The 18,801-nt window shown below is 65.0% G+C and carries 16 protein-coding genes; 4 read left to right on the forward strand and 12 right to left on the reverse strand.

Features of this window, described 5'->3' with window-relative positions:
- Nucleotides 1-129 precede the first annotated feature (129 nt).
- From NKJ23_RS13070 to NKJ23_RS13090, 5 genes are all read right to left on the reverse strand, one after another.
- Nucleotides 130-1,068 (reverse strand): ABC transporter substrate-binding protein, encoded by a 939-nt coding sequence (locus tag NKJ23_RS13070; RefSeq protein WP_352450137.1) that lies wholly within the window; start codon nt 1,066-1,068, stop codon nt 130-132.
- An 86-nt stretch (nt 1,069-1,154) separates the two neighbouring features.
- Nucleotides 1,155-2,132, reverse strand: a complete 978-nt coding sequence (locus NKJ23_RS13075) for an ABC transporter permease subunit (RefSeq protein ID WP_502894527.1) — start codon at nt 2,130-2,132, stop codon at nt 1,155-1,157.
- 20 nt (nt 2,133-2,152) lie between these two features.
- Complete coding sequence (locus NKJ23_RS13080; protein ID WP_352680573.1) at nt 2,153-3,697, reverse strand: sugar ABC transporter ATP-binding protein; 1,545 nt, start codon at nt 3,695-3,697, stop codon at nt 2,153-2,155.
- Complete coding sequence (locus NKJ23_RS13085) at nt 3,694-5,073, reverse strand: FGGY-family carbohydrate kinase (RefSeq protein ID WP_352680574.1); 1,380 nt, start codon at nt 5,071-5,073, stop codon at nt 3,694-3,696. The genes NKJ23_RS13080 and NKJ23_RS13085 overlap by 4 nt, the downstream gene beginning before the upstream one ends.
- On the reverse strand, nt 5,070-5,852 hold the full coding sequence (locus tag NKJ23_RS13090) for a DeoR/GlpR family DNA-binding transcription regulator (RefSeq protein WP_023680486.1): 783 nt from the start codon (nt 5,850-5,852) through the stop codon (nt 5,070-5,072). Before NKJ23_RS13090 ends, NKJ23_RS13085 begins: the two co-directional genes overlap by 4 nt.
- A gap of 228 nt (nt 5,853-6,080) precedes the next feature.
- Here NKJ23_RS13090 and NKJ23_RS13095 point away from each other — a divergent pair, with 228 nt between their 5' ends.
- The 3 genes from NKJ23_RS13095 to NKJ23_RS13105 are packed head-to-tail and all read left to right on the forward strand — an operon-like array spanning nt 6,081 to nt 9,260.
- A complete protein-coding gene (locus tag NKJ23_RS13095; protein WP_352680575.1) occupies nt 6,081-7,124 on the forward strand; it encodes a class II aldolase/adducin family protein in 1,044 nt (347 codons plus the stop codon).
- A 1-nt stretch (nt 7,125) separates the two neighbouring features.
- Nucleotides 7,126-8,412: an FGGY-family carbohydrate kinase gene (locus NKJ23_RS13100; RefSeq protein ID WP_352680576.1), complete on the forward strand. Its 1,287-nt coding sequence runs from the start codon at nt 7,126-7,128 to the stop codon at nt 8,410-8,412.
- Nucleotides 8,409-9,260 carry a TIGR01459 family HAD-type hydrolase gene (locus tag NKJ23_RS13105; RefSeq protein WP_023680489.1) on the forward strand — a complete coding sequence of 284 codons (852 nt, stop codon included), beginning with the start codon at nt 8,409-8,411 and terminating at the stop codon, nt 9,258-9,260. The genes NKJ23_RS13100 and NKJ23_RS13105 overlap by 4 nt, the downstream gene beginning before the upstream one ends.
- 20 nt (nt 9,261-9,280) lie before the next feature.
- Here NKJ23_RS13105 and NKJ23_RS13110 read toward each other — a convergent pair whose 3' ends face one another.
- The 6 genes from NKJ23_RS13110 to tesB form a co-directional block, all read right to left on the reverse strand.
- A complete protein-coding gene (locus NKJ23_RS13110; RefSeq protein WP_352680577.1) occupies nt 9,281-10,087 on the reverse strand; it encodes an exodeoxyribonuclease III in 807 nt (268 codons plus the stop codon).
- 133 nt (nt 10,088-10,220) lie between these two features.
- Nucleotides 10,221-10,904 carry an outer membrane lipoprotein carrier protein LolA gene (locus tag NKJ23_RS13115; RefSeq protein ID WP_352680578.1) on the reverse strand — a complete coding sequence of 228 codons (684 nt, stop codon included), beginning with the start codon at nt 10,902-10,904 and terminating at the stop codon, nt 10,221-10,223.
- A gap of 134 nt (nt 10,905-11,038) precedes the next feature.
- Nucleotides 11,039-13,696 carry an FtsK/SpoIIIE family DNA translocase gene (locus tag NKJ23_RS13120; RefSeq protein ID WP_352680579.1) on the reverse strand — a complete coding sequence of 886 codons (2,658 nt, stop codon included), beginning with the start codon at nt 13,694-13,696 and terminating at the stop codon, nt 11,039-11,041.
- A gap of 341 nt (nt 13,697-14,037) precedes the next feature.
- A complete protein-coding gene (locus tag NKJ23_RS13125; RefSeq protein ID WP_352540949.1) occupies nt 14,038-15,360 on the reverse strand; it encodes an ammonium transporter in 1,323 nt (440 codons plus the stop codon).
- Nucleotides 15,361-15,409: 49 nt separating this feature from the next.
- Nucleotides 15,410-15,748 (reverse strand): P-II family nitrogen regulator, encoded by a 339-nt coding sequence (locus tag NKJ23_RS13130; RefSeq protein ID WP_023679755.1) that lies wholly within the window; start codon nt 15,746-15,748, stop codon nt 15,410-15,412.
- Between the two features lie 219 nt (nt 15,749-15,967).
- Entirely contained in the window at nt 15,968-16,843 is an 876-nt protein-coding gene (gene tesB / locus NKJ23_RS13135; protein WP_031212697.1) for an acyl-CoA thioesterase II, read from the reverse strand.
- A gap of 101 nt (nt 16,844-16,944) precedes the next feature.
- Here tesB and NKJ23_RS13140 point away from each other — a divergent pair, with 101 nt between their 5' ends.
- Nucleotides 16,945-18,189: a ubiquinone biosynthesis hydroxylase gene (locus NKJ23_RS13140; RefSeq protein ID WP_352450150.1), complete on the forward strand. Its 1,245-nt coding sequence runs from the start codon at nt 16,945-16,947 to the stop codon at nt 18,187-18,189.
- A 71-nt stretch (nt 18,190-18,260) separates the two neighbouring features.
- On the opposite strand, the gene NKJ23_RS13145 is transcribed toward NKJ23_RS13140, so the two are convergent.
- Nucleotides 18,261-18,788 (reverse strand): hypothetical protein, encoded by a 528-nt coding sequence (locus NKJ23_RS13145; RefSeq protein WP_352540843.1) that lies wholly within the window; start codon nt 18,786-18,788, stop codon nt 18,261-18,263.
- Nucleotides 18,789-18,801 lie beyond the last annotated feature (13 nt).

Raw genomic sequence — 18,801 nt, forward strand, 5'->3', positions numbered from 1 at the left:
CCCCCCCCCCCCCCCCACCCCCACCACCTGGTCCTGGCGTGGCTACCGTGATTTTTCTAACACCCCCACACACTCCCCCCCCACCCCGGCGGGCGCCGCCCCCCCCCCCCCCCACCAGGCTCGGGAGGCTTAGCGAGCTGCGGTCCAGCCCTTGTAATCCTTCAAATTGTCGGCCGTAATCAGCTTCGGGTCGAGCAGTACCGTCGGCTCGGCCGGCTTCTTGCCGGCAAGCAGGTCAGCCGCCATCGTCAGCGACTGGCCGGCCATCACATAGGGATCCTGCGAGGCCGAGGCCTTGATCATCGACGCGCCGGAGGCGAGTTCCTTCTCGATATCGGGCGCGCCGTCGACCGCGGTGAAGATGAACTCCGAGCGGTTGAGCTGCTTGGCCGCAAGCTGGGCGCCGATCGCCGTCGGATCGTTGATGGCGAAGACCGCGTCGATCTTGTCGAAACGCGTCAGCAGCGACTGGAACACTTTCAGGCCGCCGTCACGCGAGCCTTCGGCGTTCTGGTCGTCGGAAAGGATCTTGATGTCGGGGTGCTTTGCCAGCACGTCCTTGCAGCCCTTGACCCGCTCCAGGATCGACGACGAGGCCGGGCCATTGAGGATGACATAGTCGCCCTTGCCGCCGGTATGATCGACCAGATACTGGCACGCCTCTTCGCCGGCCTTGACGTTGTTGGTCATCACGGTGACGTCGGCGCCCGGCGCCGAAACGTCGAAAGCGGCAACGACGATGCCGGCCGCCTGCGCCTTCTTCACCGCCGGCGCGATCGCCTTGGCATCGACTGCGTTGAGCATGATGACGTCGACACCGGCAGCGATGAAGGAATCGACCTGCGATACCTGCTTGTTGAGATCGTAGTCGGCCGATACCGAGGTCACCTGCACATTCGGGTTGATCTTCTTGGCCGCGTCCTCGATGCCCTTGATGGTGGCGACGAAGAACGGGTTGCCGAGCAGTCCGACCGAGATGCCGACCTTGTTCAGATCCTTTGCCGATGCCGGCGCGATGACGGCGGCCGCAAGGGCGACGCCGCAGAGCAGTTTAGCGATGGTCTTCATTGTTTTGTTTTCCTCCTGATGCCCCGCGCCTCTCACGGTGCGTTACACATGAAACCGGCTCGTTGGATGCCGGCGACTAAGGGCCATCACGTTCTTGCTCCTGCCTGGAGCCGGTAACGGTCGAGGGCGACCGCCACGATGATGACCAATCCCTTGATGATGTACTGCCAGATGTCCGAAACACCGGCGAGGATGAGCCCGTTGGACAGCACGGCGATGATCAGGCCGCCGATCAGCGTGCCCCAGATCGAGCCGACACCGCCGACGAAACTGGTGCCGCCGAGGATGACTGCGGCAATGGCGTCGAGTTCGTAGGACTGGCCGAGCTGAAGCCCGTTGGCGGCATAGAGCCGGGCCGCCGACATGGCGCCGCCAAGGCCGGCCAGAAGGCCGGAAACGCCGTAGACGAAGAGCAGCACCAGCGGCACCTTGATGCCGGTCAGCCTGGCGGCCTCGGCGTTGCCGCCGACGGCGTAGATCCAGGTGCCGAGCACGGTGCGCTTGAGCACCAGCCAGGACAGGACGACGACCGCCAGCGCGATGATTACCAGCCACGGAATGCCGAACAGCGAACCGTTGCCGATGAAGTCGAACGGCAGGTCCGCGTTGAACACCGTCGTGTCCTGGCCGAGCAGGCGGGCGACGCCGCGCACGGCGGTCAGCGATCCCAGCGTGACGATGAAGGGCGGCAGCTTGATATAGGCGATCAGCAGCCCGTTGATGACGCCGAAACCGAGCCCGACGAGAATGGCCGCAGGCACGCCCAGCAGTCCCCAATCGGGCACCAGCGACACCATCACCGCCACCATCGCCGAGGCGGCAAGGATCGAGCCGACGGACAGGTCGATGCCGCCGGTCAGGATGACGAAGGTCATGCCGGCGGCCAGCACGATGTTGATCGACGATTGCTGCATGACGATCAGCAGATTGGTCTGGGTGAAAAAGCGCGGATTGATGAACTGGAAGCCGACCGCCAGCAGGATCAGGATCGGCAGCATGCCGAGTGCGGCGATGGCGGTACGCCATCTCGTGCTCCTGCCGACCGCCCGGTCGTCCGCTTTCATCGTGTCGGCCACCTTGTCGGTCATCGCTGAGCCGCTCCCGTTGCAAGTTCCATGATCGCTTCCTGCCGCAGCGGCTCGCCCTCCGACGCCGTCACCTCGCCGGCAATGGTGCCGTCGCGCATCACCAGCACGCGGTCGGCGATGCCGATCACCTCCGGCAGTTCGCTGGAGATCATCAGGATGGCGATGCCTTTCTTGGCCAGATTGTCGACCAGCCGATAGATTTCCGACTTCGCCCCGACATCGACGCCGCGGGTCGGCTCATCGAGGATGACGACCTGCGGCTCGGTTTCCAGCAGGCGGGCGAGCAGCACCTTCTGCTGGTTGCCGCCCGACAGCGAGCCGGCATTGGCCTGCACCGAGCTGGTGCGGATGGAGAGGTCTGACACCGCCTTGGCAGCGCGCTTTTCGGCAGCCGTGAAGTCGCGCAAACCGCCGGCCTTCGCGTCCTTTGCCAGCACGCCCATGCTGATATTGTCGGAGATCGACATGTCGAGAAACAGGCCAAGTTGCTTGCGGTCCTCGGTCAGGTAGGCGATGCCGGCATCGAGCGCCTCGCTCGGCGAACCGATGGATATCGGTTTGCCGCCGAGCTCCAGCGTGCCTGATGTGTGCCTGTCGGCGCCGAAGATCAGCCGTGCCAGTTCGGTGCGGCCCGAGCCGACCAGGCCGGCCAGTGCCAGCACCTCGCCCTTGTGGAGGTCGAAGGAACAATTCTTTATGAGATTGCCGTCCGACATGCCGCGCACCGACAGCGCGATGGCGCGCTTGCTGTCCGGCGGACGGTGATCCTTCTTGTAGAACGTCGACAGATCGCGCCCGACCATCATCGATACCAGGCGCGAGGCGTTCAGGTCGGCGCGGTCGAGCGTGCCGACATAGCCGCTGTCGCGTAGCACGCTGACGCGGTCGGCGAGCTGGTAGACCTCTTCCATGCGGTGGCTGATGTAGATGATGGCGATGCCTTGCAACTTCAGCGTCGCGATCACCTCGAACAGCCGGTCGGTCTCACGCGAGGTCAGCGACGTGGTCGGCTCGTCCATGACGATGATGCGCGCATTGGTCGACAGTGCGCGGGCGATTTCCACCAGCTGTCGCTCGCCGAGCGACAGGCTTGCGACCGGAGTGCGCGCCGAGAAGGTCACGCCGAGCCGCGCGATGATCTCGCTGGCGCGCCGATTGCACTGCTCGCGGTCGACAACGCCGAACCGTCGCGGCTCGTTGCCGAGAAAAATGTTCTGCGCTACCGACAGATTAGGCGCCAGCGACAGCTCCTGATAGATGACCGCAATGCCGGCGGCGCGCGCCTTGATCGGGTCGCCAGTCGCGGCCGGCACGCCGTCGATCAGGATTTCGCCGCCGGGGTCCGGCCGGTAGGCGCCGGACAGCACCTTCATCAGCGTCGACTTGCCGGCACCGTTTTCGCCCATCAGCGCGTGCAGCTCGCAGGCGTGAACGGTCAGCGACACATCGTGCAAGGCGCGGATCGCACCGAACGTCTTGGAGATGTGGCGCATCTCCAGCACCGGCTGGCGCACCGTCTCGATCCGGGCGGCGGCGCTCATCGCGCACCTCCTGCAGCTGCGCTGGCCACAGCCCGGTCGGCGGCAAGGCCGCGCCAGTCGTTGCGATAGCCGGCAAGGCCGCTGAAACTTGCCGCATGCACCGCCTCCGGCGCTTCGGTGGCAAACTCGCGTCCGACGCTTTCGAAGGCAAGTGCGGCAGCACCGGTGGCGCTGCCCTCCAGCGTTGCGCCCTGCAGGAAAGCCTGCCCGGGCCGCAACTGCGCCAGCAACGCGGCAAGCAGCCCGCCATTGTTCAGGCCGCCGTCGACGATCACTGTGTTGTCCGAATGGATCAGCTCGAGGCACAGATCGACCATCAGCGCGACATAGAGCAGCGCCATGGCCGCGCGTTCCTCGGCATTGGGCGTACGCCCGACCAGTTCGCCGCGGCGGTGCGGCATCGGGCCGCCGGGCGCGAAGCTCGGCAGCGCCATAATGCCGGCGTCGATCACCCGTTGTATCGATGACGGCGCGATTGCGCCCTGCCAGCCGGCGCTGATCGTGGCGAATTCGCGCCCGCCCATGAAGCGGACGGTTGGCACCGGGCCGCCATCGACATCGACATTGACCAGCATGTCGCGCTCGCCGTCGAGTGCGTCGAGCGGGCAGTCCGGATTGAGCACGACCACCCAGGTGCCGGTCGAGACCACGGTCACCGGCCCGAGCTGCTGCCGGCGGTAGGCATGGAGCGCGGCATTGCTGTCGTGGATGCCATTATGGATGGCGACTGGCTTCGCGGCCTGGCCGAAGCGCTGCTCGCCGATCACCGCGCCGGCACGCTCGAAGGCGGGCATCTGGCCGCGCCAGCCCTCGGCATCGACCAGCGAGCTGAAATCGCGTTTGCGCGGCGCCCATAAATGCGAGTGGCAGCCAAGATACGACACTTCCGATACCGGCCGGCCGCCAAACCGCCAGCTCCAATATTGGGGGTAGCCGAGGATCGATTTCGCTGTGGCGAAGGCACCGGGCTCCACCTGCTTCAGCCACAACATGTGGCGGCCGTAGTTGAAGCCAAGCGGCAGGCGCGGCGAAAAGGTCTCGGCAAAATCCGGAATGCGGCGGTCGATCTGCGCGGCGATTTCAGCTGGCGGTTCCTGCTCGTAATCGAGGATCGGATGCGTCAGCGCGGCTTCGTCGACCAACGCGAAGGTGCAGCCATGGCCGGATACCATCAGCCCTTCCACGCCATGCGTGTCGACTGCATCATCGATGGCGCGAGCCGCCCAGTCGTGCAGCGCTGGCTCGTCGAGCACGCTGAAGCCGCCTTTGCGGATCCAGCTCGGCTGGGTGCGGCGCTCGTCGAGGATCTGTCCGTCCTGGCCGAAGACGAACAGCTTCGAATTGGTCTTGCCGAAATCGAGGACGGCGATGTTCACTGGGCGCCTCCCGAGGAAGCCGCGATCCGCACCATGACGCCGGCATCTTCGAGCATGCGGGCATCTGTCTCGGACAGGCCGTCATCGGTGACCAGCGTGCCGATCCGCGACAGCGGCAGTGCCACATTGCGCGCGTGGATCGACAGTTTTCGGCTGTCGGCCAGCACGACGATCTGGTCGGCGCAGAGGCTGAGCTCGACGATCGAGCGGACCAGCAGCGGGTGCGATTCCAGAAGGCCTTCCTGGCCGATGCCTTGCGCGCCGAGAAAGAACTTCGAGGCGTAGAACGGCACCGTCTGCGTCAGCGAATGGATGATGCCCGGCTCGCGGTGCAGTTCGCCGCCGGCGACGGTGAGGCTGCAATGGCCGTGGTCGCTGAGATAGGCCGCGAGCGGCATCGAGTTGGTGTAGAGCCGGATGTTGCGGTCGGCGAGCTTGACGCCGAGATGGAAGCAGGTCGAACCGCCATGCACGATGACCGCGTCGCCGTCGCGCACCATGGTGGCGGCGAGAGCGGCGATCTGCCGCTTGGCCTCGACGGCGAGGTCGCGGTTCTCGTCATAGGGCCTGGCATAGGCGACGCCGGCTTGCGAAGCGCCATCGAGCGCCGAGATGCCGCCATAGACCTTGCGCGCTTCGCCGGCCTCGTCGATCTTGTCGATGTCGCGCCGCACTGTCGCCGCCGACACGCCAAGCCGCTCCTGCAGCTCGCGCACCGATGCGAAAGGCCGGTCCCGCAAAAGCTCGACAATCTGGCGCTGGCGGCCGGAGTCGCTCAACCCTTACCTCCCAATGCGCTTGCCTCCCAAGCATTTTGCACGGCATTGCCATTTTGCACGGCAATTGGTGCAACTTACTCAACACGCCTCGGATTGCAAGCCTGATCTGACGCGATAACATCACTGTTGACGTAACTTACTCGCATCTGCGATACCAGCGTCGGTCTTCGTCCCGGCACCGGGACGTCCAAAGCCGTGGCCACGCGGCCGGTTTGTGGAGGAATTTCGATGACGATCAGTGCGGATGCGCAGGAACTGGCAGCGCTGCGGTCGCTTTCGGCCGCCATCGGCAGCGACCCGCATCTGACCCAGGCCGCCGGCGGCAACACCTCGCTGAAAGCCGGCGACACGCTCTGGATCAAGGCCTCCGGCACCTGGCTGAAGGACGCGCTCATCGCGGACATCATGGTGCCGGTCGGCATCCCGCCATTGCTCGACGCCATCGAACGGCGCGACCCGGCCGCCGAACAGCCGCAGGCCTTCACTGTCGGCGCCCTCAACGCGCGCGGCTTGCGCCCGTCGATCGAGACCACCGTGCATGCGCTGATGCCGCAGCGCATCGTTCTGCATGTTCACTGCGTCGAGACCATTTCGCTGGCCGTGCAGGCCGACTGCGAGGCCGAGGCCGCCAGGCGGCTCGACGGCCATCAATGGGCGTATGTTCCCTATCGCCGGCCGGGACTGCCGCTCGCGCAGGGTATCGCCGAGCGCCTTCGGCCAGGCGTGGATATCCTGATCCTCGGCAATCACGGCCTGGTCGTTGCAGCCGAGACCGTCGCCGCGGCCGACATGCTGCTGCGGCGCGTGACACGACTGTTGGCGCGGCCGCCGCGCCGGGTGGCGGAACCGGACATCGCGGCATTGACGGCGCGCGCCGGCGACAGCGACTACAGATTGCCGGCGGACGTTGAGGCGCATGCGGTGGCGATCGACCCCGAAAACTGCCGCATGGCTTCGGGTGGCAGCCTCTACCCCGACCACGTCATCTTTCTCGGCGAAGGCTCGGTCGTGGCGAGACCGGACGAGGGTGTGAAGCGCGTCATCGAGCGCTGCGGCGCCGCACCCGTGGCGATCCTGTTTCCTGGACTCGGCGTGTTGATGCGCGGCGACGCCGGCGCCGGTGCCGACGCCATGCAGCGCTGCCTTTCCGACGTGACAGCGCGGATCGATGTCGCGGCGAAGCTGAATTATCTGACAGCGGCGGAGAATGACGAGCTGATCAACTGGGACGCCGAAAAATATCGCCAGAAACTCAATGCCGGAGGCAGCTGACATGCCGCGTTCGTCTGGTCCGCTTGCTATCGGCATCGACATCGGCACATCCGGCGCGCGCGCCGTCGCCATGCGTCCGGATTTTTCCGTTGCCGCGCATTCCGCTATTGCCCTCGAGCGATTTGGGCCGAACGGCCGCGACCCCGCCATATGGTGGGAGGCGGTCGGCGCGACGTTGGCGGAACTGCTCAAATGTATCGATCGCGCGGCAGTGCGCTCGATCGCCGTCGACGGTACGTCGGGCACGCTGCTGCCGGTCGACGGCGCCGGGCGGCCGCTGGCCGAACCGCTGATGTACAACGACAAGGTCGCTGACGACACTATTCTGACAGCAATAGCCGGCGCGGCACCGGCAACGAGCGCTGCACTTGGGGCGACCTCCGGTCTCGCCAAGGCGCTGTCTTTCCAGCACCTGCCCGGCGTCGCCACTGTGCTGCACCAGGCAGACTGGATCGCCGGACAGTTTTCCGGCCGCTTCGATGTCAGCGACGAGAACAACGCCCTGAAGACCGGCTACGACGTCGAGGCCCGGCGCTGGCCGGACTGGATCGCGGCGACCGGCCTGCGCATGGAATTCCTGCCCCGCGTCGTGCGGCCGGGCGATGTCACGGACACGCTCACCGCCAGCGCTGCGAAAATGTTCGGCCTGCCGCGCGACGTGGTTATCGTTGCCGGCACGACGGATGGCTGCGCCTCATTCCTGGCGACCGGTGCGAGTGCCGCGGGCGACGGCGTTACCGCGCTCGGCTCGTCGCTGACCATCAAGATCCTCTCCGACCGGCCGATCTCGGCGCCGCAATTCGGCATCTACAGCCATCGGCTGGGTGACACCTACCTGGCGGGCGGCGCCTCGAACTCCGGCGGCAAGGTGCTGGCCCAGCATTTCCCCGTCGCCCGCATTGTCGAACTCAGCAAAAAAATCGACCCGGCGACGAAGACCGGCCTCGATTATTACCCGCTGCCGGCGCCGGGCGAACGCTTCCCCATAGCCGATCCGGCGCTGCCGCCGCGCCTCGAGCCGCGGCCCGCCGACGACGCCGACTATCTGAAAGCGATGTTCGAGGGTATTGCGGCGATCGAAGCGCTCGGCTATCGCCGGCTTGCCGAACTCGGCGCCCCCCGGCTGACATCGGTCAGGAGCGTCGGCGGCGGTGCGGCCAATCCGGCCTGGACAGCGATCCGGCAGCGCAAGCTTGGCGTCGCTCTCGTGCCGGCTCTTTCGGAGGAGGCCGCTGCCGGCACGGCGCGGCTGGCGCTGATGGGCGCATTCGCAGCGGGGCTTTTATGACGGCCAAGGCAATTCAACACCTCGACGGCATCGCCGCGCTGACCGACCGCTATCAGGTGTTCCTGCTCGACCAATTTGGTGTGCTGCACGACGGCACCAGCGCCTATCCAGGTGCTGTCGAAGCGTTGTCGGCACTCAAGCGCGCCGGCAAGACTATCGTACTGATCTCGAATTCCGGCAAGCGGGCGCAACCCAATGAGCGCCGCCTGCTGAAGCTCGGCTTCGAACCGGGAAGCTGGGATCACTTTGTCTCCTCCGGCGAGGTGGCGTGGCGCTCCTTCCACCAAATGGCAGCATCCGGAGCCCTGCGCCCGCAGACAAAATGCCTGCTGATCCGCCGCGACAATGACCGTTCGGCTGTCGACGGCCTGCCCTTCGTCCTGGCCAAGGACGGCGACGATGCCGAACTGGTGCTGATTTCCGCCAGCGAGGGCGATCGCTACGACCTCGACCATTATCGCCGGCTTCTTGGTCCGGCGGCGGCGCGGCGGGTGCCATGCTTCTGCACCAATCCCGACAAGATCATGCTGACTGCCGTCGGCCCTCGCTTCGGCGCCGGCCGGCTCGCCGATCTCTATGAGAGCCTCGGCGGCAGCGTGGCGCGCATTGGCAAGCCCAATCCGCAGATATTCGAGGCAGCGCTGGCACTGGCGGGCCACCCGGAGCGCGACAGCGTGGTCTGCGTCGGCGACAGCGTCGAGCACGACATCGCCGGCGGCAACGGCGTCGGCGTCGCGACGACGCTGGTCCTGTCGGGCATATTGGCGGGGGCGCCTGACCTGGAGGACGTTTTCGCCACGCTGAACGCCCGTCCCGACTACATCGCGGATAGCTTCAGGTTTCGCTGAGTTGTTAAGGCGAGACAAAGCTAATCCAGGTTGAAACGCCCGATCACCGGCACATGGTCCGAGGGCCGTTCCCAGCCGCGCGCCGGCCGCAGGATTTCATAGCCGGCAAAATGCGACACCAGGTTTGGCGACGACCAGACATGGTCGAGGCGGCGGCCGCGATTTGAGGCCTGCCAATCCTGGGCGCGATAGCTCCACCAGGTGTAGAGTTTCTCCTCGTAAGGCACATTGAGCCGCATCAGGTCGATCCAGTCGCCGGCGAGCCGCATTGCCTCGAAGTTTTCCGTCTCGACCGGCGTATGGCTGACGACATTGAGGAGCTGCTTGTGCGACCAGACATCGTGCTCGAGCGGCGCGATGTTGAGGTCGCCGACCAGGATCGAGCCGGAGTGCTCGTCATGCTCGGCGCGGACGGCGTTCATCTCGGCAACGAAATCGAGCTTGTGCTTGAACTTGCGGTTGACGGCCGGGTCGGGCTCGTCGCCGCCGGCCGGTACGTAGAAATTGTGCAGCAGGATCGTTTTGCCGCCGGCCTTGACGGTGACCGACAGATGCCGGCTGTCGTCGATCTCGCAGAAGCGGCGCTTTTCGACCACCTCGATCGGCCGCCGCGCTATGGTGGCAACGCCGTGATAGCCCTTCTGGCCATGGAAGGCGATGTGCTCGTAGCCGAGCTTGCGGAACGCCTTCTCCGGAAACAATTCGTCCGGAACCTTGGTTTCCTGCAGGCAGAGCACGTCCGGCGCCTGCTCGACCCGCAGGCGCTCGACGATCGGCATGCGCAGCCGGACGGAGTTGATGTTCCAGGTAGCGACGGAAAACGGCATGTGAGGTTCCGGACAACGCAAGATCCGCCGGATGGCTCCGACGGAAGTCAATCGCGGAAACTACTGCCAGCCGCGCACCGCAAAAACAAGCCGCCCGCACCAACGCGGAAAAGCCATCCCGCAACGGTAGAAGTTACCGTGTCTTGGTGTTCAGCTCGCGGTTCGCCGTATAGTCGATGGCGAAGGTGTCGGGGGCGAAGCTGACGCCCTCCTTGGTGTTGAAGATCATCACCGTCGTGTCCTTGCCTTGCGCATCGGTGATGGTCCACTGCCGCAATTCATAAGATTTCGGATCGAACATCATGGTGATCTTCGAATTGCCGAACACCGATTTGTCGGCAAGCTGGATGGTGGTGAGATCGTCCTCTTCCTTGACGCTTCTGACGCGCCCACCCGACAGATCGATCTTGTCGTCGAGCAGCAGCTTCAGCGGCGTCTTCGACAGCGGATAGAGGTCGGAGGTCCGCAGCTTCTTGTTGAGGATGACTACCGACTTGCCGTCGGAAATCACCCTGAAATTCGAGGCGCCGTCGTAATTGAAGCGGATCTTGCCCGGCCGTTCCAGAAAGAACTTGCCGCCGGTCTGCTCGCCCTTGGGTCCGAACTGCACGAACTCGCCGCTCATCGATTTGACCGAGGAGAAATGATCGGCGATCTTCTGCGCCGTCGCCGGAACCGCTGCTTGCGCCGACGCCAGCAACTGGAAGCCGGGCACGAGGTTGGCGGCCGCCGCACCGGCCAGGACCAGGCCGAGGCCGAACACCTGCCGGCGGGTTGGGGCGAAATCCCTGCTTGGGGCGAGAGTTGCGTTTTTCATGCCGGTCACCATCATCTGATTGCTTGCTCGTTATATTGGTCTGGCCCCCCAGTTGGGCTTAAGTTTGGCGGGCCGCACGAACCCCGTCCGCTGCAACGCGCCAAAAGGTTCAAAGTTGCCGGCGCGGACGCGCTCTAGAACTTGTCGTCCTCCGTCGGCACCAGGATTTCGCGTTTTCCGGCATGGTTGGCCGGGCCGACAATGCCTTCCTTCTCCATCTTCTCGATGATCGAGGCGGCGCGGTTGTAGCCGATGCCGAGCCGGCGCTGGATGTAGCTGGTCGAGGCCTTGCCGTCGCGCAGCACCACCGCGACCGCCTGGTCGTAGGGATCGTCGGAATCCTCGAAATTACCGCCGTCGCCGCCGCCACTGCCTTTGCCCGTCGGCTCATCGTCATCCTTGTCGTCGTCCTCGGTGATGGCGTCGAGATATTCCGGCACGCCCTGCAGCTTCAGATGCGCGACAATCTTCTCCACCTCGTCGTCGGAGACGAAGGGACCGTGCACGCGCTGGATGCGGCCGCCGCCGGCCATGTAGAGCATGTCGCCCATGCCGAGCAGCTGTTCGGCGCCCTGCTCGCCCAGGATGGTGCGGCTGTCGATCTTCGATGTCACCTGGAAGGAGATGCGGGTCGGGAAATTCGCCTTGATGGTGCCGGTGATGACGTCGACCGACGGCCGCTGCGTCGCCATGATGACATGGATGCCGGCGGCGCGCGCCATCTGCGCCAGGCGCTGCACCGCGCCTTCGATGTCCTTGCCGGCGACCATCATCAAATCGGCCATCTCGTCGATGATGACGACGATGTAGGGCATCGGCTCGAGGTCGAGGTTCTCCGTCTCGTAGATCGCCTCGCCGGTTTGGCGGTCGAAGCCGGTCTGCACGGTGCGCGAGATCCTTTCGCCCTTTTTCTCGGCCTGCTGCACGCGCGCGTTGAAGCCGTCGATGTTGCGGACGCCGACCTTGGACATCTTGCGGTAGCGGTCCTCCATCTCCCGCACGGTCCATTTCAGCGCCACCACCGCCTTCTTCGGATCGGTGACGACCGGCGTCAGAAGATGCGGAATGCCGTCATAGACCGAGAGCTCCAGCATCTTTGGATCGATCATGATCAGCCGGCAGTCCTGCGGCGTCAGCCGGTAGAGCAGCGACAGGATCATGGTGTTGATGGCGACGGACTTGCCCGAGCCGGTAGTGCCGGCGACCAGCACGTGCGGCATTTTGGCGATGTCGACGATCACCGCCTCGCCATTGATGGTCTTGCCCAGCGCCAGCGCCAGCTTGGCCTTGGTGGTTTCGAAATCGCGGCTGGCCATGATCTCGCGCAAATAGACCGTCTCGCGCCTGGCGTTCGGCAATTCGATGCCGATCGCGTTGCGGCCGGGCACCACGGCGACACGGCAGGCGATGGCGCTCATCGAGCGGGCGATGTCGTCGGACAGGCCGATGACCCGCGACGATTTGATGCCGGGCGCCGGTTCCAGCTCGTAGAGCGTGACGACCGGACCCGGACGCACATGGATGATTTCGCCCTTGACGCCGAAATCCTCCAGCACGCCCTCGAGCAGGCGGGCGTTCTGCTCCAGCGCGTCCTTGGACAGGCTGGCGTCGCGCACCACGTTCTTTGGTTCCGACAGGAAGTGCAGCGACGGCATCTCGAATTTTTCCGAGCCGATCAGCGAAGTCTGCGCCTCGCGCTGGACGCGGGCGCCGGGGGCCGGCCGCGGCGCCGGCGCCTCGACGCGTGTCGCCGCGTCGGAACGGAAGTTCTGGACCTTGGCCGTTGGCGCGGCGCGGCGCTGGCCGGCCGGCTCGGGCGCGAAATCCATGTCGTCGTCATTGTCGTCGTTATCGAAGACGTCGGCATCGTCAGGGTCGATCGAGGCACTGCGGTCGTTGACCATGGCGGCGAAGAATTCCGGCTCGACGCGCGCGCGCCCGCCCGGGCTCATCCGCGCCTCGGCGAGCTCGGCCGATTCGACCCGTTCGGCCGCCCGCCGCCAGGCGCTGGGGCGCGGTTCCATCTCCGGCTCGAAATCGTCGCGCTCGCGCCGGCGCGCGGCGCGGCGGCGCAGATAGGCCCGCAGCGACAGCCACCAGTGGGTGATGGCGCCAAGCGCCAATATACCTTCGTCGCCCTCGTCCTCTTCATTGTCGAAAAGCAGGTCGTCCTGCGGATCGGGCACTGCAGGCTGTTCGAGGACGGCAAAGCCGTTCTTGCGCGAAATCAGCGCCGAGCCATACAAGAATACCCACAGCGCCGGCGCTGCCAGGAGCACGGCGAGCACGCTGGCGACGAGGCCGGTCGGATAGCCGCCGATGACCAGGCCCGGGATATTGAGCACCATGTCGCCGAAGACGCCGCCGAGGCCGGTCGGCAGCGGCCAGGTCTTGGGCGGCACCACGCAGCCGGCAATTGCCGCGCCAAGCAGCGAAAACCCGAACCAGGCCAGCGCCCGTTTCGGCAGCCGGTCGACGCCGCGCGCGGTAAACAGCAGAAATCCCCAGATCACCGCCGGCACCAGCGCCGCAACGGCGGCAAGTCCGAAGAACTGCATGGCAATGTCGGAAAAGACGGCGCCGGCATAACCCATTGCATTGGTGACGATATTGTCGGTGGCGTGCGAAAAGCTCGGATCGGCGACGTTCCAGGTGGCAAGGGCGGCGACGCCGAAACCAACCAGAGCAAACAGCCCGGCACCGACCAGCCGCCCGACCTGGCGCCTCGCGAACGACCGGATGCCGTGCTCCGTATCGGCCAGCGCAAGCGGTGCTGAAGCCCCTGAACGCATGCTTTTCCTCGTCTGTCGTTGCCCGGCCGGGCGCGGACGCGCAACACGGCAGATTCGGCTGTCAGACTAGCGGCGGGAAGGTTAAGGGCGCATTAACCATGGGCATTCTGCGTCACCGGAACGGGCGACCGCCACCACAGTTCGGAGCGTTGCGGCCGCTGTTTCACGCCGCCGGCGGATCGAGCACCTTGATCAAGCGATTGTGTGATCGAGCCATAACGGCCGCCTGCGCACAAAAAAGAGGCCCGGAAATCTTCCGGGCCTCAAGGCGTGAGCCCTTTCGGGAGCATCACGACGGGATCTTCCCCGCACCGGCAAACGCCGGTGCCAGCCAATAAACCTCACGGCACCACTTCGCCGTGCTGGCTGATGTCGAGGCCTTCGACCTCTTCCTGGGTCGAAGGACGCAGGCCGACCAGCGCCTTGACGATATAGAGGATCACGAAGCTCGCGATCGCCGTCCACAGGATGGTGAAGACGATACCGTAGAGCTGCTTGCCGACAGAGGCACCCGAGCCAAGGCTGTTGATCGCCGGATCGGCGAGCACGCCGGTCAGCAATGCACCGATGATGCCGCCGATGCCGTGCACGCCGAATGCATCGAGCGAGTCGTCATAGCCGAACGCGTGCTTGAGCTTGACGGCCGAGACGTAGCAGAGCACGCCGGCGACGATGCCGACGATGAAGGCGCCGGTCGGATTGACGAAACCGGAAGCCGGCGTCACCGCGACCAGGCCGGCGACGGCGCCCGAGATGATGCCAAGCACGCTCGGCTTCTTGGCGACGATCCATTCGGCGAACATCCAGGCGAGCGCCGCAGCGGCAGCGGCAACCTGGGTGTTCAGCATCGCGGCACCGGCAAGGCCGTCGGCGGCCAGTTCCGAGCCGGCGTTGAAGCCGAACCAGCCGACCCACAGCAGCGAAGCGCCGATGACGGAGTAGACGAGGTTGTGCGGCGCCATGTTGGTGGTGCCGTAGCCTTCACGTTTGCCGAGAACCAGCGCGCAGACCAGGCCGGCAACACCGGCATTGATGTGAACGACCGTGCCGCCGGCGAAATCGAGAACGCCGGCTGTGCCGAGGAAGCCGCCGCCCCACACCCAGTGCGCGATCGGGGCGTAGACCACCAGCAGCCACGCGCCCATGAAGATGAGCAGCGCCGAGAACTTCATGCGTTCGGCGAAGGCGCCGGCAATCAGCGCCGGCGTGATGATGGCGAAGGTCATCTGGAACATCGAGAAGACGAACTCAGGAATGTTCGCCACGCCCGGCAGCCACAGCGAGGAGGTGGTGATGCCGTTGTGGAAGAACTTCGAGAAGCCGCCGAGATAGGCATTCATGCCGCCGCCATCCGAGAAGGCCAGCGAGTAGCCGAACATGAACCACAGCACCGTCACCAGGCAGGTGATGGCAAAGCTCTGCATGATGGTGGCGAGCACGTTCTTTTTGCGCACCATGCCGCCATAAAACAGCGCCAGGCCCGGTACGGTCATCATCAGCACCAGCGCCGTCGAGGTCAGCATCCAGGCTGTGTTGCCGGTGTCGAGCGCGGGCGCAGGGGCAGCCGGTGCCGCCGGTGCCGCTTCCTGCGCGAACGCAGCAACCGTGCCCAGCGCAGCGAGAGCGAGCGAACCTAAAACGGCCGCGCGTCCCGTTATCTTCAAGGTGGAAGGAATATTCATTGAACTCTCCATTGGAATACGTATCCGCAGCTCAAAGCGCGTCGGTGTCTGTTTCGCCGGTGCGAATGCGCACCGCCTGGTCGATGCCGAAAACGAAGATCTTGCCGTCGCCGATCTGGCCGGTCTTGGCCGCCGCGGTGATGGCTTCGACGGCCTTGTCGACCATGTCGACAGCGACCGCGACTTCGATCTTGATCTTCGGCAGGAAGCTGACCGCGTATTCCGCCCCGCGATAGATTTCCGTGTGCCCCTTCTGACGTCCGTAGCCTTTTACTTCGGTGACGGTCAGGCCCTGGATGCCGACTGCGGTGAGCGCCTCGCGCACCTCGTCGAGCTTGAACGGCTTTATGATTGCCATCACGATCTTCATAAGGTTTCACCCTTTGCTGTTGCGGGTCCCCGCGTTTGCACGACTTCGCCGATCCCCATGAGAGCCGGAGAGTGCCCGCTAGGATTCAAGCTCCGTGCCAATTGCCGAAGCAGGGTGTTAAGCTGTTGTTAAACAACGAAATCGAGAAGGTCTGGCAGCTGCCTGTTCACAGGCGCGGCAGTGCATATGCTTAAAAAGTAGGCAAATTTCGAAAAATGCCTACTCCGCAGGCGGCCGCTTCAGCCGGATGAGTCCTTCTTGGGCAACCGAGGCGATCAGGGTGCCGTCGCGGGCAAACAGCGAGCCGCGGGTAAAGCCACGCGATCCTTGCGTCGACGGGCTGTCTTGCGTGTACAGCATCCAGTCGTCGAGCGGATGGCTGCGGTGGAACCACATGGCGTGGTCGAGGCTGGCTGCCTGGATATCACGATCGAAAATGGCGCGGCCATGGGCAAAGGTCGAGGTGTCGAGCAGCGTCATATCCGAGAGGTAAGCGAGCACGGCCGCCTGCGTGGCGCGGTCGGCCGGCACCGGGCCGGTGGTGCGGATCCAGATGTTCTGCTTCGGCTCGAGCTTTTCCCGGCTGGTATAATGCTTCAGCATCACCGGCTTCATCTCGATCGGCCGGTCGCGCTCCCAATAGCGCTTGATGCCGTCGGGCACGGCTTCGCCGAACTTGCCCAGCAATTCGCGCTGCGACAGCAACGTGTCAGGCGCCGGCACGTCCTGCGGCATCGGCACCTGATGTTCCAGGCCGACCTCATCCTGCTGGAACGAGGCTTCCAGCGAAAAGATCGCCTGGCCGTGCTGGATCGCCACGACGCGGCGCGTGGTGAAGGAGCCGCCGTCACGGATGCGGTCGACCTCGTAGATGATAGGCACCTTGGTGTCGCCCGGCCGCATGAAATAGCCATGCAGCGAATGCACGTGGCGCTCGGGCTCGACCGTTCGCTGCGCGGCGACCAGCGCCTGGGCGATGGTCTGGCCGCCGAAGATGCGCTGCCAATCGAGCTTGGGGCTGCGACCACGATACAGGTTGTGTTCCAGCTGCTCGAGGTCGAGAATACCGAGAAGCTCGTCCATGGCTGCCGTCATCTTGACCTCGCCGCAAAATTACCATGGCGGTTTCCGACAGGAACAGCGGGCAGTCAAGGGCGGAATGCCCGGCGACAGTCAGGCTGCGAAAGGAATTGCCCATGGTCGACAGCAAGAATTCGCTCGACGTTCTGGTCGCCGGCGCCGGTTATATCGGCTTGGCCGCCGCCGTGTCGCTGAAGCAGGCGCGGCCGAGCCTCGCCGTCGCCGTCGTCGATGCCGCGCCGGCCGGTGTCTGGCAGAAGGACGGCCGCGCCTCGGCGATTGCCGCCGCCGCGTGCCGCATGCTCGACCAGCTCGGCGTCTGGAACGAGATCGCGCCGGAGGCGCAGGCAATCACCGAAATGATTGTCACCGATTCGCGCACATCCGATCCGGTCCGCCCGGTGTTCCTCACCTTCGACGGCGAGGTCGCGCCCGGCGAACCCTTTGCGCATATGGTCGCCAACAAGGATTTGAACGGCGCCTTGCGCCGGCGCGCCGAACAACTCGGCATCGGCATCATCGAAGGCGTCGCCGTCAGCGCCTTCGACATCAACGGCGCCGGCATAACGGTGCATCTTGCCGACGGCGCGACGCTGAAGGCGCGGCTGCTGGTTGCCGCCGACGGCGTCAACTCGAAGCTGCGCGACATGGCCGGCATCAAGACGGTAAAATGGGAGTATGGCCAGTCCGGCATCGTCTGCACGGTGGCGCACGAGCGGCCGCACAACGGCCGCGCCGAAGAGCATTTCCTGCCCGCAGGCCCGTTTGCCATGCTGCCGCTCAAGCCGGGCAAGGACGGCACCAACCGCTCGTCGATCGTCTGGGTCGAACGGTCGCAGGATGCCGAGAAACTGGTCAGTGGCGACGCGCTGGTCCTGGAATATGAGCTCGAGCAGCGCTTTGGCCTGAAACTCGGCGAAATTCATATCGCCGACAAGCCGCGTGCCTGGCCGCTAGGGCTGATCATTGCGCGCGCCTTCGTCGCGCCGCGCATCGCCTTGGCCGGCGACGCCGCCCACGGCATCCACCCGATCGCCGGCCAGGGTCTCAATCTCGGCTTCAAGGACGTGGCGGCGCTGGCCGAAGTGGTGGTCGAGGCCGACCGGCTCGGCCAGGACATCGGCGCGCTCGACGTGCTTGAGCGCTACCAGCAATGGCGGCGTTTCGACACGGTGCAGATGGGCATCACCACCGATGTGCTGAACCGGATGTTTTCCAACGATTTCGGCCCGCTGCGCACTTTGCGCGACATCGGCCTCGGCCTCGTCGAGCGCATGCCCCGGCTGAAGGGGTTTTTCATCCGCCAGGCGTCGGGTCTGTCCGGCGACACGCCGAAACTGTTGAAGGGCGAGGCGATCTAAACAGGCCCTGAAGCGATCAGGCGTCTCGGCTTAATCGCCATGCGGTCTGCCAAATTTCCGTGTCAGGGAACTTAGTTCACCTCGAAGCCCAGCTTCTGGCGCAGCCGCAGCATGCGCTGGTCGGGAATCTGCAGGTTTTGTCCGCCGGCTTCCGCCGCACGGCTGACCATCCGCAGCAGATCGCTCCTTTCGGCCGCGTCGAGCCGTTCGCGCAGGAACGGTGCCAGCTTGTCGATGACGACCGTGGCGTCGTCGATTTGCGATGCCGCCCATTTGGCGTAGATCACCGCTTCATCGGTCTGTTTTTTGTCGGCAATCTCCGAGATCACCGATCGAATGGCAGCTTCGCGTTGCGGCAGCACAGGACCATGTTCGGAAACGATGGCGGTGATCAGCGTCGCGGCGGCGACGACCGGATCGTCGATCGCCGTCAGCGGCGAGAGCGCCGCCTGCTTGCGCAGTTTCTTGCGGCGGACGTTGCCCTGCACGCGGCCAACGACGTCGGCAACCTCACGCGCCGCGTCGTTCATGGTCTTCAGCCGGTACCACCAGAACGCCGCTGCCCCCAGCAGGCCGATTGCTGCAATCAATATATGCATGCCCCGAAATCCC

Source organism: Mesorhizobium sp. M0184 (assembly GCF_040322215.1).
Lineage (GTDB): Bacteria > Pseudomonadota > Alphaproteobacteria > Rhizobiales > Rhizobiaceae > Mesorhizobium.